15 protein-coding genes are annotated in these 13,753 nt (G+C 72.6%); 3 read left to right on the forward strand and 12 right to left on the reverse strand.

Annotated features, from left to right (window positions below; translation table 11 throughout):
• Window positions 1–342: 342 nt before the first annotated feature.
• Window positions 343–594: a WhiB family transcriptional regulator gene (locus CNO22_RS20475; protein ID WP_100501119.1), complete on the reverse strand. Its 252-nt coding sequence runs from the start codon at window positions 592–594 to the stop codon at window positions 343–345.
• Window positions 595–929: 335 nt separating this feature from the next.
• On the reverse strand, window positions 930–1,952 hold the full coding sequence (locus tag CNO22_RS20480) for a diacylglycerol/lipid kinase family protein (RefSeq protein WP_100501110.1): 1,023 nt from the start codon (window positions 1,950–1,952) through the stop codon (window positions 930–932).
• Window positions 1,953–2,076: 124 nt separating this feature from the next.
• Here CNO22_RS20480 and CNO22_RS20485 point away from each other — a divergent pair, with 124 nt between their 5' ends.
• The gene (locus CNO22_RS20485) at window positions 2,077–2,559 is read left to right on the forward strand and encodes a hypothetical protein (protein ID WP_157937033.1); all 483 of its coding nucleotides are present in this window, start codon (window positions 2,077–2,079) and stop codon (window positions 2,557–2,559) included.
• 55 nt (window positions 2,560–2,614) lie between these two features.
• Here the strand turns inward: CNO22_RS20485 and CNO22_RS20490 are convergent, their stop codons facing one another.
• The 6 genes from CNO22_RS20490 to sodN form a co-directional block, all read right to left on the reverse strand.
• Window positions 2,615–3,397, reverse strand: a complete 783-nt coding sequence (locus tag CNO22_RS20490) for an HAD-IIA family hydrolase (protein ID WP_198588469.1) — start codon at window positions 3,395–3,397, stop codon at window positions 2,615–2,617.
• Between the two features lie 34 nt (window positions 3,398–3,431).
• Window positions 3,432–3,920: a GNAT family N-acetyltransferase gene (locus CNO22_RS20495; RefSeq protein ID WP_100501112.1), complete on the reverse strand. Its 489-nt coding sequence runs from the start codon at window positions 3,918–3,920 to the stop codon at window positions 3,432–3,434.
• Window positions 3,921–3,993: 73 nt separating this feature from the next.
• A complete protein-coding gene (gene pssA / locus CNO22_RS20500; protein ID WP_100501113.1) occupies window positions 3,994–4,821 on the reverse strand; it encodes a CDP-diacylglycerol--serine O-phosphatidyltransferase in 828 nt (275 codons plus the stop codon).
• An 11-nt stretch (window positions 4,822–4,832) separates the two neighbouring features.
• Window positions 4,833–5,498 carry a phosphatidylserine decarboxylase gene (locus CNO22_RS20505; RefSeq protein ID WP_100501114.1) on the reverse strand — a complete coding sequence of 222 codons (666 nt, stop codon included), beginning with the start codon at window positions 5,496–5,498 and terminating at the stop codon, window positions 4,833–4,835.
• Window positions 5,499–5,673: 175 nt separating this feature from the next.
• Window positions 5,674–6,087, reverse strand: a complete 414-nt coding sequence (locus tag CNO22_RS20510) for a VOC family protein (RefSeq protein ID WP_100501115.1) — start codon at window positions 6,085–6,087, stop codon at window positions 5,674–5,676.
• Window positions 6,088–6,217: 130 nt separating this feature from the next.
• Entirely contained in the window at window positions 6,218–6,619 is a 402-nt protein-coding gene (sodN, locus tag CNO22_RS20515; protein WP_100501116.1) for a superoxide dismutase, Ni, read from the reverse strand.
• A 51-nt stretch (window positions 6,620–6,670) separates the two neighbouring features.
• Here sodN and CNO22_RS20520 point away from each other — a divergent pair, with 51 nt between their 5' ends.
• On the forward strand, window positions 6,671–7,045 hold the full coding sequence (locus tag CNO22_RS20520; protein WP_232807205.1) for a S26 family signal peptidase: 375 nt from the start codon (window positions 6,671–6,673) through the stop codon (window positions 7,043–7,045).
• On the opposite strand, the gene CNO22_RS20525 is transcribed toward CNO22_RS20520, so the two are convergent.
• Entirely contained in the window at window positions 7,036–7,647 is a 612-nt protein-coding gene (locus CNO22_RS20525; RefSeq protein ID WP_100501117.1) for a dTDP-4-dehydrorhamnose 3,5-epimerase family protein, read from the reverse strand. The genes CNO22_RS20520 and CNO22_RS20525 overlap by 10 nt on opposite strands.
• Window positions 7,648–7,765: 118 nt before the next feature.
• Between CNO22_RS20525 and CNO22_RS20530 the strand changes: the two genes are divergently transcribed.
• Window positions 7,766–8,959: an NAD(P)-dependent malic enzyme gene (locus CNO22_RS20530; protein WP_100501118.1), complete on the forward strand. Its 1,194-nt coding sequence runs from the start codon at window positions 7,766–7,768 to the stop codon at window positions 8,957–8,959.
• 64 nt (window positions 8,960–9,023) lie between these two features.
• On the opposite strand, the gene CNO22_RS20535 is transcribed toward CNO22_RS20530, so the two are convergent.
• From CNO22_RS20535 to CNO22_RS20540, 3 genes are all read right to left on the reverse strand, one after another.
• Entirely contained in the window at window positions 9,024–9,737 is a 714-nt protein-coding gene (locus CNO22_RS20535; RefSeq protein ID WP_100501122.1) for a metal-dependent hydrolase, read from the reverse strand.
• A gap of 186 nt (window positions 9,738–9,923) precedes the next feature.
• Window positions 9,924–10,100 carry a DUF6104 family protein gene (locus CNO22_RS28490; protein ID WP_198588470.1) on the reverse strand — a complete coding sequence of 59 codons (177 nt, stop codon included), beginning with the start codon at window positions 10,098–10,100 and terminating at the stop codon, window positions 9,924–9,926.
• Window positions 10,101–10,128: 28 nt separating this feature from the next.
• Entirely contained in the window at window positions 10,129–13,605 is a 3,477-nt protein-coding gene (locus CNO22_RS20540) for a multifunctional oxoglutarate decarboxylase/oxoglutarate dehydrogenase thiamine pyrophosphate-binding subunit/dihydrolipoyllysine-residue succinyltransferase subunit (protein ID WP_232807206.1), read from the reverse strand.
• Window positions 13,606–13,753 lie beyond the last annotated feature (148 nt).

Raw genomic sequence — 13,753 nt, forward strand, 5'->3', positions numbered from 1 at the left:
CCGCCCTCCCGCCCTGCCGACGGCCGCACCGGCACCGAGGTCGTGCTCACCCTCCCCGGCGCCGGGAGACTCCGGCGTTGACCGGTGGACCGAGCGCGGGGCCCGGAGGGTCCCCGGTCGGGACGCGGGCTGCTGCTCAGCGGTGGCTGGGTACGGCAGCTGGCCGGGGGTGGACCGAGCGCGGGGCCCGGAGGGTCCCCGGTCGGGACGCGGGCTGCTGCTCAGCGGTGGCTGGGTACGGCAGCTGGCCGCGGTGTCGGCCGGTAGGTCGACGATCAACACAGCAGCGAGGCCGGTCCGGATGACTCCGGACCGGCCTCGCTGCGGTGCAGGGGGGTGTGCTCAGGCGGTGCGCACGCGAGTGCGGGCCTGACGGCGCTTGAGAGCGCGCCGCTCGTCCTCCGAGAGCCCACCCCAGACGCCGGAGTCCTGCCCCGCGCGCAGTGCCCAGTCCAGGCACGACTCGGTGACGGGGCAGCGCCGGCACACACCCTTGGCCTGCTCGATCTGCACGAGAGCGGGGCCGGTCGTCCCGATGGGGAAGAACAGCTCCGGGTCCTCGTCGCGGCAGAGCGCGCGGTGGCGCCAGTCCATGGCCGTGTTCTCCTCGATGTCGTCTACGGTGTGGTGCAGTCGTCGCCGGCCTCGGACCGATCCGCAGGCCGGCACCGGGGTGACCAGCGCCATGGCACAGCGACTTCATGCATTTGTTACCGACAGGTTGCTTTCCTCCGCGATGTTTTCACGGCAAGGACGCCTGTCAAGCAGAACGAGGGCATCTATCGACCCCTCGTGAGCAAGCTCACCACGGGCATGCTAGGGCGCGCCACTCGACCAGACGAAGTCCCGCGCGCTGCGTTGACAAGCGATGCCGTCCGTGGGTGAACCGCAGGTCAGCGTCTTGCAGCGGAACCGGGCGGTTCTCGTGGTTAGACGACGACGGTCAGCGCAGAGGGGACGCTGCGCACCCGCAGCCCGGTCGCCGTCCCGAGGTGGTCGCCGTCGAGCTGCCAGCCCTGCGGACGGCGCGCGGTGAGGGTCAGTTCGTCCAGGTCGTGCCAGCGGTGCACTCCGGTGCCGCGGACGTCGGGCCTCGCGGCGAAGACCTCGCGCACGTGGTGCAGCATCCGCAGGATGCCGGTGGGGCCCAGCGCGAAGACGTCCAGGCCGCCGTCGAAGGTGGCGTCCGGGGTCGGGTTCACCGCGCGGGCGCCCAGGTAGGTCCACGGCGAGACGTTGGAGACCAGGCAGAGGAACAGCCCGTCGAGCGGCGGTCCTCCGGGCAGGTGGGCCGACATCGCCGGGTCGCGGCGCTCCCCGCCGAACACGAAGGCGCCGGTCGCCTCGAGCACGTAGAGCAGCCCGGTGGAGCGGACGCCGCGAGCGCGGTGGGCCTCCACGCGGCCGATGACGTCGGCGTCGAAGCCCAGGCCGGCGGAGAAGGCGAACCAGCGCGGCTCGCTCCACTCGGGATGGGCCGCGGCTCCGGCGTCGGCGGCGGCCTGGGCGAAGGCGGGGTCGGGCAACCGGGCCGGCGCGGTGGTGGCGCCGCGGACGCTGGCCGTGCCGAGCGAGATGCGCCGGGTACGTCCGGCGCGCAGCGAGTCCAGCACCTCGCGGGTCGCGGCCAGCGGGTCGCGGGACCGGCCCAGGGCGCGGCAGAACACGTTGGTCGACCCGCCGGGCACCACGGCGAGCGGCGGCACGCGGTCGCCGGGGCCGTCGTGCAGCAGGCCGTTGACCACCTCGTTGACCGTGCCGTCACCGCCCAGGGCCAGGACGACGTCGACACCCTCCACGCACGCCTTGCGGGCCAGCTCGCTGCCGTGCCCGCGGTGGGTGGTCTCGGCCAGCTCCACCTGCAGCTCGTCGGCGAGGGTGGTGAGCACCCGGTCGCGCACGCCGCGGTTGGTCGTCGTCGCCGCGGGGTTGGCCACCACGAGCGCGCGCATGACAGTCAGGCTAGCCAGCGACGCGGCTCACCCCCGCGCTGGCGGGGGAACGGGGTGCCGTGGCGGGGCCGCTGGGCCCGCGGGACGCCGTCCCGTGGGTGCCCCGGCGCGTACCCTGCCGGTCGTGACCGAGCAGTCCGGAGCCAGGCCGTCGCGGGACCGTCGGCGGGCGGAACGGCTGCTGGGCGGCGCGGCCGAGCCGGCGGCGCCGCGCCGGGAACGGGAGCGCCCGGCGACCCCGAGGGCGGTGCGCCGGGCGGCGCTGGTCGCCGGCGTGGAGGCCGCGGGGCTGGCCGCGGTGGCCCTGTGGCTGCTCGTCCTGACGTTCACCTCGACCGCCGACAGCGTCGGGCGGGCCGTGGCCGAGGTCGTCTACGTCGGCATCTTCGCCGTCGCGTTGAGCGCGGCCGCCGTGGGGCTGTGGCGGGTGTCGCCGTGGTCGCGCGGGCCGGTCGTCTTCCTGCAGCTGCTGCTGGGGCTCTTCGGCTACTACTCGGCGTTCGAGTGGGGCGGTGCGTGGGCCGGCGTCCCGATCCTGGTGCTCGTGGCGACCGAGCTGTACCTGCTGGCCACGCCCGAGGCCCGGCTCGCGTTCATGGAGCGCTGAGCACCGGCCCTCAGCGGGGTCCTTCTACGAGGCGTGGGGAGAAGGAGGTCCTCTCTCACACCAGCTCGACGACGTCGGCGATCGAGTCCAGCACCCGTCCCGGGCGGAAGGGGAAGCGCGCCACGTCCGAGGCCTGCGTCGACCCGGTGAGCACCAGGATGGTGTCCAGGCCGGCTTCGATGCCCGCGACGACGTCGGTGTCCATCCGGTCGCCGATCATGACCGTCGACTCGGAGTGCGCCTCGATCCGGTTCATGGCGCTGCGGAACATCATCGGGTTCGGCTTGCCCACGAAGTAGGGCTCCGAGCCGGTGGCCCGGGTGATCATCGCCGCGACCGAGCCGGTGGCCGGCAGCGGGCCCTCGGGGGAGGGGCCGGTGACGTCGGGGTTGGTCGCGATGAACCGCGCCCCGGCGCCGACCAGCCGGATGGCCCGCGTGATCGCCTCGAAGGAGTACGTGCGGGTCTCACCGAGGACGACGTAGTCCGGGTCGGTGTCGGTGAGCGTGTAGCCGGCCTCGTAGAGCGCGGTGGTCAGGCCGGCCTCGCCGATGACGTAGGCCGAGCCGTTCGGCAGCTGGGTGGACAGGAAGTCCGCGGTCGCCAGCGCCGAGGTCCAGATCGACTGCTCGGGCACCTGCAGGCCCGACCGGGCCAGCCGCGCGGACAGGTCCCGCGGCGTGAAGATCGAGTTGTTGGTCAGGACCAGGAACCGCCGGCCCGCCGCGACCAGGCGGTCGAGGAAGTCGGCGGCGCCGGGCAGCGCCTGGCCCTCGTGCACCAGGACGCCGTCCATGTCGGTCAGCCAGCACTCCGCCGGCTTGCGGTCGATGCTCACCCCGGTGATCCTGCCGACCCGGCGTCGGTCCTGCTCAGCGGGGGCCGCGGTGGCCGGCCGCGAAGGCGGTCAGGGCGTCGTCGGTGAGCCGGAAGACCGTCCACTCGTCCATCGGTACGGCACCGGCCGCCCGGTAGAAGTCGATCGAGGGGGTGTTCCAGTCCAGCACCGACCACTCCAGCCGGCTGTACCCCTGCTGGACGCAGAGATCGGCCAGCGTGCGCAGCAGCTCCCGGCCCAGTCCGCTGCCGCGGTGCCGGGGCTGGACGTAGAGGTCCTCAAGGTAGATGCCGTGGGTGCCGCGCCAGGTGGAGAAGTTCAGGAACCACAGCGCCGTCCCGACGACCTGCCCCGCTGCCTCGGCGACGTGGCCGAAGAGCTTGGGCGCCTCGCCGAAGAGCGCCGCGGACAGCTGGTTCTCGGTCATCCGCGCCTCGTGCGGGGCCTTCTCGTACTCGGCCAGCTCGCGGACCAGGCCCACCACGGCGGGGACGTCGTCGGGGCGGATCGGCCGCACGGTCACGGTTCCTCCTCGTTGCGCTCGGCGGACCCGTGTCCGACGGTGCTGTGTCCTCGGCGCGAGCTCGCGAGCTCGCTCACGTCAACAGCTCCTTCAGCCGGTTCGGCACCAGCCGGCCCAGGGGCGAGAACACCGGCACCAGGACCGGCGCCAGCAGGTAGCCGTAGGCCAGGACGCAGCCGGTCGCGACCGGCACGAACGCGAAGCCGACGATCACGGCCAGTACCGCGGCGATCAGCCCGTAGGGGCGCCCGCTCTTCGGGCTGACCAGCGAGCGGAACGAGCGGAAGCGGATCGTGCTCACCATCAGCAGCGCCGGCAGGGCGATGATGAGCAGCACCCACAGCCGCTCCCGGCCCTGCATCTGGTCGCCGAAGGCGAAGACCGAGGCGAGCACGACACCGGCCGCGCCGGGACTCGGCATGCCGGTGAAGTACCGCTTGTCGGCGGTCGGGTCGATGGTGGTGTTGAAGCGCGCCAGTCGGATCGCCGCGCAGGCCACCCACAGGCCGCAGGCGACCGAGCCCAGCGGGTCCCAGGCGTCGCGGCCCTCCGAGAACAGGGTGAAGGCCAGCAGTGCCGGCGCGAGCCCGAAGGACACCAGGTCGGCGAGCGAGTCGAACTGCAGGCCGAAGGGGGTGACCGCGCCGACCAGTCGCGCGACGGCGCCGTCGGCGATGTCGAAGACGACCGAGAGCCCGACCAGGACGGCGGCCAGCGTGTACTGGCCCCGGATGGAGACCAGGATCGCGACGAAGCCGCACATCATGTTGGCCAGCGTGAACAGGCTGGGCAGCGTCGCCAGCGCCCGCCGCCGGGTGCCGCGCACCGATCCGCGGACGAACTCGACGGTCGCCGTCCGCCGCGTCTGCGGGAGCCGGGCGCCGGACGCGGAGCTGGGCACCAGGGGCCTCCTCAGCGGGCGTCGGACCAGCGGGCGATGACGGTCTCGCCGCCGCGCACCCGCTGGCCCACCCGGACGAGCACCGTGCAGTCCCGGGGGACGAAGACGTCCATCCGGGAGCCGAACTTCATCAGGCCCATCCGCTCGCCGGTGGCCAGCTGCCGGCCGACGCCGGTGCGGGTGACGATGCGGCGGGCGAGCACGCCGACGATCTGCCGGAACACCACGGTGCGGTCGCCGTCGCGCAGCCACAGCTCGCTGCGCTCGTTGCGGTGCGCCGACTCCTTGCGGTAGGCGGCCAGGAAGCTGCCCTTGCGGTAGGAGCTCTGCACGACCTCACCGTGGTATGGGGAGCGGTTGACGTGCACGTCGACGACGGACAGGAAGACGCTGACCTGCTGCCAGTCGCCCTCGGGGGCCACGCCCTCCTGCGGCTCGCCGGCGACCATCACCATGCCGTCGGCGGGGGAGAGGACGTCGTCGGGCGCCGGCGGCACGGTGTCGCAGCGCCGGTCCGGGTCGCGGAAGAACAGCGCCATGTAGGCCGACAGGACGGCGAAGGGCCAGGCGGCGAGTCGGGGGCCACGTCGGCCGCTGGAGCGGCCGGCCGCGGCGAGCACGGCGGCAGGTGCCAGGGGCCCGGTGATGAAGGGCCACCCGGCCGGGTCGATACGCATCGAGGTCAGACGGTACCGGGGAGCAGTCGCCCCCCACGACCGGTCGCCGCCCCGGGGACTGTGGTCCGGCCCCGCTGCAGGGGCCCGCCGCGGCCCCGTCCCGGGTCCCGCCCTGAGCCTGCGAAGGGTGGAGAGGACGGGGTCCTTCGACGGTGGGGAGCAGCGGGGTCCTTCCTCAGGCCGGTGCCGTGCCGATGTCGACCAGCCAGCGCAGGCCGTAGCGGTCGGTCACCTGGCCGAACGTGTCGCCCCAGACCTGCTTCTCCAGGGGGACGTCGACCTTCCCGCCCTCGGCCAGCGCCTCGAACCAGCGGGTCAGGGTCGCCGCGTCGTCCCCGGAGATGGACAGCGACACCCGGGCGGGGCCGGCGGCGTCCGGGTCGTGGCCGTCGGAGGCCATCAGCTCGAGCCCGTCGTCGGTGCGCAGGAAGGCGTGCATGACGCCGTCGTCGGGGAACTGCTCCCCGCCGCCGCCGACGTCCCCGAAGGTCATCATGTCGAGCGTGCCGCCGAGGACGGAGCGGTAGAACTCCATCGCCTCGCGGGCGTTGCCGGTGAAGTGCAGGTACGGGTTCAGGCGAACGGTCATCGGGGTCTCCTGGGGTGTCGGGAACGCGTCTCAGCAGGGCAGACGGTCCCGACCCGCGGAAGTCATCGCCGCGGACGACAACGGCCGGCGAGCGGAGCGCTCGCCGGCCGGCGTCGTGGTGCGGGGGACCTCAGGCGGCGGCCTTCGTCTCCCAGAAGATCTTGTCGATCTCGGCGATGTAGTCGAGCAGCTTCTGGCCCTCGGCGGGGTCCATGCTCCCCTTGCCGCCGGCGGCCCCGGCCTGCTTGGTCGCCTTGTTGAACAGCTCGTTCAGCTGCGGGTACTTCTCGAAGTGCGGCGGCTTGAAGTAGTCGGTCCACAGCACCCACAGGTGGTGCTTGACCAGGTCCGACCGCTGCTCCTTGATCAGGATCGCGCGGGTGCGGAAGACCGGGTCCTCGTTGGCCTGGTACTTCTCCTGGATGGCCTTGACGGACTCCGCCTCGATGCGGGCCTGGGCCGGGTCGTACACGCCGCAGGGGAGGTCGCAGTGAGCGGTGGCCTCCACGGCGGAGAACATGCGGAAACGCATGGGCTGAGCCTCCGGTTCTGTGGGGTCGGTTCGTCTGCGACCCTACTCCCGGTGAGCAGCGGGGACACGTCCGGAGCAGGGCGGACGACGGGGGTCGAGAGCCTGGTCACGCCCTGGGTCGTGGCCCGGGTGTCGGGGCCGTCGATGACGCCCACGGTCCGCTCCGGCGACCGGTTGCTCGTCCGGCGGGTCACCGATGCGACCCCGGTGCGGGACGACGACGTCGTCCTCGCCCGCTTCCCGGCGCGGCCCGAGCTGCTGGTGGTCAAACGGGTGCGCCGTGCGGTGCCGGGAGGGCACTGGGTCGAGGGCGACAACCCCTTCGTCACCGACGACAGCCGCGCGTTCGGTCCCGCCGTCGTCGTCGGCCGGGTGGTGGGCCGGATGTGGCCGCGCCCGGGCCGGCTGCGCCGCCGTCAGGGCTGACCGGCCGTGCGCAGCTGCGCGTAGCGGGCCCGGCACTCCTCGATCGTCGGGAGCAGGCCCTGCTCGCGGGCCTCGGCCAGCGTGGGGGCCTGCTGGTCCTTGGCCGACAGCTCGAACTCCACGTCGTCCGGCCATGGCAGGTCCAGCTCCGGGTCCAGCGGCGAGACGCCGAACTCCCGCGACGGGTCGTAGCCGCTGGAGACGAGGTAGGTGACCGAGCTGCCGTCGGCCAACGACAGGAAGGCGTGCCCGAGGCCCTCGGCGAGGTACACCGCGCGCGGCTGCTCGCTGTCGAGGACGACGGCGTCGTGCCCGCCGAAGGTGGGGGAACCGACCCGGACGTCGACGACGACGTCGAGCACCCGGCCGGCCGGGCAGTAGACGTACTTGGCCTGGCCGGGCGGCACGAGGGCGAAGTGCACGCCGCGCAGCACGCCGCGGGCGGAGACGCTGTGGTTGGCCTGGGCCAGGGGCAGGCCGTGGCCGACGACGTCGGCGAGCACGTCGGCGCGGTACCACTCGGTGAACCGGCCGCGGGCGTCCCCGTGCGGTACGAGGTCGAGGACGTGGGCGTCGCCGACGGCGAGCTGGCGGATCTGCACGCCGCGACGGTAGCCAGCCCGCCCCGCGGGGCTGCGCAGCCGAGTCCAGCCCTCGACCGTGTCCCAGGGCGGGACGGCGCGGGGCAGGGTGTCCCGACTCGATTACGCTCCCGGGTCCATGAGCGCCCAGCAGCAGCAGCACGACGGGACTGCCGACCGCTTCGCCGACGACCCGGCGTTCGCGGCGCACGAGGGCGGCAAGCTGGTCGTACGCCCGACCCGCGCGATCGAGTCGACCGCGGACCTCGCGCTCACCTACACCCCCGGCGTCGCCCGGGTCTCCAGCGCGATCGCCGCCGAGCCGGGCCTGGCCGAGCGGTACACCTGGGCGTCGCGCGTGGTCGCGGTCGTCTCCGACGGCACCGCCGTCCTGGGGCTGGGCGACATCGGTCCGACCGCGGCACTGCCGGTCATGGAGGGCAAGGCCTGCCTGTTCAGCGAGTTCGCCGGGCTGTCGTCGGTGCCCGTGGTGCTCTCGACGACCGACGTGGACGCGATCGTGGAGACGGTGGCGGCGATCGCGCCGTCCTTCGGTGGCGTCAACCTCGAGGACATCAGCGCGCCGCGCTGCTTCGAGATCGAGGAGCGGCTGCGCGAGCGGCTGGACATCCCGGTCATGCACGACGACCAGCACGGGACGGCGATCGTCGTCCTGGCCGCGCTGCGCAACGCGGCGCGGGTGGTCGGCCGGGAGCTCGGCTCGCTGCGGGTGGTCGTCTCCGGCGCCGGCGCGGCCGGGGTGGCCTGCACCAAGATCCTGCTGGAGGCCGGCATCGGCGACATCGCCGTGGCCGACTCCCGGGGCGTCCTGCACACCGGCCGGGACGACCTCACGCCGATCAAGCGCTGGGTCGCGGAGCACACCAACCGGGCCGGCTACGCGGGCACGATGGCCGGCGCGCTGGAGGGCGCCGACGTCTACCTGGGCCTCTCCGGTGGCTCGGTCCCCGAGTCGGCGATCGCGTCGATGGCGGCGGACTGCATCGTCTTCTCGCTGGCCAACCCGATCCCCGAGGTGGACCCGCAGATGGCGGCCCGGTACGCGGCGGTCGTCGCCACCGGCCGCAGCGGGGAGCCCAACCAGATCAACAACGTGCTGGCCTTCCCGGGCGTCTTCCGGGGTGTGATCGACGCCGGCGCCACCAGCATCACCGAGGAGATGAAGCTGGCCGCGGCCACGGCGATCGCCGACGTCGTGGGCGACGAGGTGCGGGCCGACTACGTGGTGCCCAGCCCGCTGGACCGCCGGGTGGCCGAGGCCGTCGCGGCCGCGGTCGCCTCCTGCGCCCGCGAGCAGGGCGTCACCCGCTGAGCAAGGACCCCCTTGCCCCCCACCACTCGCATGCTCGCGGCGGGACCCTGCAAGGGGGCCACTCTCAACCCAAGCTGCGCAGGTCGGCCAGCAGCGGGTCGACCGCGGTGCGGACGTCGGTGTTGAGGTAGACGCAGTACAGCGTGACCAGGACGAACGCCGGCACCAGCACGACCTTCTCCAGCGCCGCCCCCGTGCGCAGCGGGGTCAGCTTCAGCCGGGACCGGCGCAGCAGCCACAGCACCGGCACCGGCACGCCCTGCGTGGTCAGCGCGTCCCCGGCGATGTGGGTCAGCACCCCGAGCGCGACCGCCCAGGGCAGCCAGGCCGGGCTGGGGGAGTGCTCCAGCAGCAGCCAGGCGCCGACCCAGGACAGCACCAGGTTGCCGACGACGGTGTTCTCCGCCCGCCCCGGGATGACGAAGTGCAGGGCGCGCAGCGCCAGCCCGATGGCCAGGCTCAGGAGCAGCAGGCTGGACCAGAAGGCGTTCGCCGCGGCCAGGGCCAGGGCGCCGAAGGCCAGCGGGGCGAGGACGGCGTCGTGGGTGCCCCAGCGGTGTCCCTGGGCCAGCCGCCCCACGGCACCGGAGGGGACGTCGGTGATCGGGCCCCACATGTCCGAGACCGTCGACCCGCTGTGGTCGAGGTCGGGCAGCATGGCCATCCCGCCGACGGCGGCGATCCAGGCGACCTGGCCGACGGTGCCCCCGACCGGGGCCCACGGCAGCGTCGCGGCGCCGGCGGCGAGCCCGGAGAGCGCGTGCGAGTGACCGAGCACGGACACAGCGTGCCGTCGTTGGGGCACGACCCAGCGGACGTGACTCCTGTGGCGTGTCGATCGCGAGCCGCCCGCGAGGGCGGCGTCCGGGGACGGGGCCGGAGGCTCCTCCCCGGACGCCGCAAAGCGGCTCAGCTCAGGTGCGGGAGGGCACCTGGCCGCGGTGCGGTCCGGAGGACCGCGATGTCATTCGTCCTCGGTGCCGCCGCGGGCCAGCCAGGTGGCCAGCCGTTCGACGGGCACCTCGAAGTCGGGGTGCTGGTCGACGAACGCCTGCATCTGGTCGGCCAGCCAGGCGAGGGTCACCTGCTCCTCGCCCCGCCGGTCGACCAGCTCCTCCAGGCCCCTGTCAGTGAAGTACACGGTCGGTGGAGTACACGGTGGGTGATGGCTACTTCGCGAAGGCCTCGGCCACGAGGCGCTTCTGCTCGACCTCGTGGACCTTCGCCGAGCCGACGGCCGGGCTGGCCGCGGCCGGGCGGCTGACGCGGCGCAGGCGGCGGCCGGCCGGCAGGTGCTCGGCCAGGTTGACGGCCATGAACTGCCAGGCCCCCATGTTCGCCGGCTCCTCCTGCACCCAGACGACGTCCTGCGCGTTCGGGTAGCGCTCCAGTGCCTGCCGGATCTGCTCGGCCGGCAGCGGGTAGAGCTGCTCGACGCGCACCACCGCGGTGTCGGCGGTCCCGTCGGCCTCCCGCAGGGCGAGCAGGTCGTAGGCGACCTTGCCGCTGCACAGCAGCACCCGCTGCACGGCGGCGTCGTCCAGCGGCTCGCCGCCCACACCCGGGTCGGCCAGCACCGGCCGGAAGGCCTCGTCGGTGAAGTCCGAGACCGGGCTGACGGCGGCCTTGGCCCGCAGCAGCGACTTGGGCGTGAACACGACCAGCGGCCGGTGCACGTCCGAGAGCGCCTGACGACGGAGCAGGTGGAAGTAGTTGCCCGGCGTCGAGCAGTTGGCGACGGTCATGTTGTTCTCCGCCGACAGCTGCAGGAAGCGCTCGATCCGGCCGCTGGAGTGGTCCGGGCCCTGGCCCTCGAGACCGTGCGGCAGCAGCAGGGTGACGCCGGAGCGCTGGCCCCACTTGGCCTCACCGGAGCTGATGAACTCGTCGATGACCATCTGGGCGCCGTCGACGAAGTCGCCGAACTGCGCCTCCCACAGCACCAGCGCCTTGGGGTTGGCCACCGAGTACCCGTACTCGAAGCCCAGCGCCGCGTACTCCGACAGCAGCGAGTCGTAGACGAAGAACTTCGCCTGCTCCGGCGACAGGTTCGCCAGCGGCGTGTACTCCGCGGCGGACTCCCGGTCGATGAGCACCGAGTGGCGCTGCACGAAGGTGCCGCGGCGGGAGTCCTGACCGGCCAGCCGCACCGCGACGCCCTGCATGAGCAGGGACCCGAAGGCCAGCAGCTCGCCCATCGCCCAGTCGATGTTGCCCTCGCTGGCCATCGCCGCACGCCGTTCCAGCATCTTCTGGAGCTTCGGGTGCGGCGTGAAGTCGGGCGGGAAGGAGACGTGGGCGTCGCCGACCGCCTTGAGCACCTCGGTGCTGATCGCCGTGGCGACCGGCTGCTCCTGCGCGGGCTGGTCCATGACCGGCTGCGGCTTGGAGGTGTCCTGCGCGTCGTGCGTCTCGGCGAAGGCCCGCTCCAGCTGGTCGCGGTAGTCCTTGAGGGCCTCCTCGGCCTCGGCCAGCGTGATGTCGCCGCGGCCGATGAGCGACTCGGTGTACAGCTTCCGGACCGAGCGCTTGCGGTCGATGATGTTGTACATCAGCGGCTGGGTCATCGACGGGTCGTCGCCCTCGTTGTGCCCGCGGCGGCGGTAGCAGACCAGGTCGATGACGACGTCCTTCTTGAACGCCTGCCGGTAGTCGACCGCCAGCCGCGCCACCCGGACGCACGCCTCGGGGTCGTCACCGTTGACGTGGAAGATCGGCGCGTTGACCATCCGCGCCACGTCGGTGGAGTACAGGCTCGAGCGGGACTGCGCCGGGCTGGTGGTGAACCCGACCTGGTTGTTGATGACGACGTGCACCGTGCCGCCGGTGCGGTAGCCGCGCAGCTGCGAGAGGTTCAGCGTCTCGGCGACGACGCCCTGGCCGGCGAAGGCCGCGTCGCCGTGCAGCAGGACCGGCAGGACGGTGAAGCCCTGCTCGCCCTTGTCGATCATGTCCTGCTTGGCCCGGGCGATGCCCTCGAGGACCGGGTTGACCGTCTCCAGGTGCGAGGGGTTGCTGGCCAGCGAGACGGCGATCTCGGCGCCCGGCTTGAACGGGTTCTCGAAGGTGCCCTCGGCGCCCAGGTGGTACTTGACGTCGCCGGAGCCCTGGACGGTGCCGGGGTCGATGTTGCCCTCGAACTCGCCGAAGATCTTCGAGTAGCTCTTGCCGAGGACGTTGGCCAGCACGTTGAGCCGGCCCCGGTGCGCCATGCCGATCGCGACCTCGTCGAGGCCGTGGTCGGTGCCGGCGATCAGCACCTCGTCGAGGATCGGGATGACCGACTCGCCGCCCTCGAGGCTGAACCGCTTCTGGCCGACGTACTTGGTCTGCAGGAAGGTCTCGAACGCCTCGGCGGCGTTGAGCCGGCCGAGGACGTGCTTCTGCTTCTTCCGGTCGGGCTGCTCGGCCTTGAGCTCGACCCGCTGCTGGATCCACTCCCGCTCTTCGGGGTCGGTGATGTGCATGTACTCCACGCCGACCGTGCGGCAGTAGGAGTTGCGCAGCACCCCGAGGACGTCGCGCAGCGCCATCAGCTTCTCGCCGGCGAAGCCGCCGACGGGGAACTTCCGGTCGAGGTCCCACAGCGTCAGGCCGTGCTGGAGGATGTCCAGGTCCGGGTGGCTGCGGACCTTGAACTCGAGCGGGTCGGTGTCGGCCATGAGGTGGCCGTTGCGCCGGTAGGACTCGATGACCTCGATGACCCGGGCTTCCTTGTCGATCTGCCCCTCGCGGCTGACCCGCACGTCGGGCATCCAGCGCACCGGCTCGTAGGGGATGCGCAGCGACCGGAAGACGTCGTCGTAGAAGCCGTCCTCACCGAGCAGCAGCTGGTGCAGGCGACGCAGGAAGTCGCCGGACTCGGCGCCCTGGATGATCCGGTGGTCGTAGGTCGAGGTCAGCGTGATGATCTTGCTGACCGCCATGTCGGTGAGCGCCTCGGGGCTCATCCCCTGGAACTCGGCCGGGTACTCCATGGCACCGACGCCGATGATCGCGCCCTGGCCGGCGGTCAGCCGCGGCACCGAGTGGTTGGTGCCGATCGTGCCCGGGTTGGTCAGGCTGATCGTGGTGCCGGAGAAGTCCTCGAGGGTCAGCTTGCCCGCGCGGGCGCGGCGGATGACGTCCTCGTAGGCGCCCCAGAACCGGGCGAAGTCCATCTCCTCGGCGGCCTTGATCGAGGCGACGACGAGAGAGCGCGAGCCGTCGGGCCGGGGCAGGTCGATGGCCAGGCCGAAGTTGACGTGCTCGGGCTGCACGAGGGTCGGCTTGCCGTCGACCTCCGCGAAGGCGGAGTTCATGTTCGGGAAGTCGTCGAGCGCCCGGACCAGCGCGTAGCCGATCAGGTGGGTGAACGAGACCTTCCCGCCGCGCGAGCGGGCCAGGTGGTTGTTGATGACGATGCGGTTGTCGGCCAGCAGCTTGGCCGGCACGGCGCGCACGCTGGTCGCCGTCGGCACGGTCAGCGAGGCGTTCATGTTCTTGACGACGCTGGCCGCCGCCCCGCGCAGCGGGACGCGCTTGGGGCCTTCGCCGGCGGGCTGCTCGGCCTGGGCGGCGGGCTTGGCGGCCGGCGCCGGCTTCGTGGCGGGCGCGGCCTTGGCGGCCGGCTGCTGCTGCCCGGTCCGGTCAGCGGCCCGGTTCACCACGGTGTCCTCCGTGCGCGCCTGCTGACTCGTAACAACATCTGACGCTGCCTAAGGCCCCTTACGCGTAGATCTCGGGCGCCGCCGAATTCGTCATACAGAAGCAGTATCCTTACCCACACGTCTCGCGATATACGCACCCAGCCCT

This window comes from Geodermatophilus chilensis, from assembly GCF_002802985.1.
Classification (GTDB): Bacteria; Actinomycetota; Actinomycetes; order Mycobacteriales; family Geodermatophilaceae; genus Geodermatophilus; species Geodermatophilus chilensis.

Coding starts and splice junctions, on each gene's coding strand:
- CNO22_RS20475 (WP_100501119.1), bottom strand. CDS start 594: ATGGACTGGCGCCACCGCGCGCTCTGCCGCGACGAGGACCCGGAGCTG.
- CNO22_RS20480 (WP_100501110.1), bottom strand. CDS start 1,952: ATGCGCGCGCTCGTGGTGGCCAACCCCGCGGCGACGACGACCAACCGC.
- CNO22_RS20505 (WP_100501114.1), bottom strand. CDS start 5,498: ATGCGTATCGACCCGGCCGGGTGGCCCTTCATCACCGGGCCCCTGGCA.
- CNO22_RS20510 (WP_100501115.1), bottom strand. CDS start 6,087: ATGACCGTTCGCCTGAACCCGTACCTGCACTTCACCGGCAACGCCCGC.
- sodN (WP_100501116.1), bottom strand. CDS start 6,619: ATGCGTTTCCGCATGTTCTCCGCCGTGGAGGCCACCGCTCACTGCGAC.
- CNO22_RS20530 (WP_100501118.1), top strand. CDS start 7,766: ATGAGCGCCCAGCAGCAGCAGCACGACGGGACTGCCGACCGCTTCGCC.